Source organism: Ralstonia sp. VS2407 (assembly GCF_052950655.1).
The window spans coordinates 1-547 of sequence record NZ_JBRFVG010000117.1 but is presented as its reverse complement, the minus strand read 5'-3'; the positions used below and the strand labels follow the sequence as shown (position 1 = coordinate 547).

The following is a 547-nucleotide window of genomic DNA, read 5'->3' as shown; positions in this document are numbered from 1 at the left end:
CTCGACGCTCGTCGCGCTCGATCGCTTCGCGGAGAAATCCGCGCGGAACCTGATCGATTCGCTCGAAAAGGCGAAGCACACGACGCTCGCGCGCTTCATTTACGCGCTCGGCATCCGGCACGTCGGCGAATCGACGGCGAAGGACCTCGCGAAGCACTTCGGCTCGCTCGATCCGATCATGCACGCGCCGATCGACGCATTGCTCGAGGTCAACGACGTCGGGCCGATCGTCGCCGAATCGATCCATCAATTCTTCGCCGAGGAGCACAATCGCACGGTGATCGAACAGTTGCGCGCGCGGGGCAAGGTCACATGGCCCGAAGGGCCGCCCGCGCCGCGCGCGCCGCAAGGCGTGCTCGCGGGCAAGACCGTCGTGCTCACGGGCACGCTGCCGACGCTCACGCGGGAAGCCGCGAAGGAGATGCTCGAGGCGGCGGGCGCGAAAGTCGCGGGCTCGGTATCGAAGAAGACCGATTACGTCGTCGCGGGCGCCGACGCGGGCAGCAAGCTCGCGAAAGCCGAAGAATTGAACGTGAAGGTTCTGGAC

At 66.0% G+C, this 547-nt stretch carries 1 protein-coding gene; it reads left to right on the top strand.

Translation table 11 applies throughout. From position 1 onward, the window contains the following. The coding region (locus ACU8YE_RS24150) for a helix-hairpin-helix domain-containing protein (protein ID WP_446929893.1) at nt 1–547 on the top strand (547 nt) is incomplete at both ends.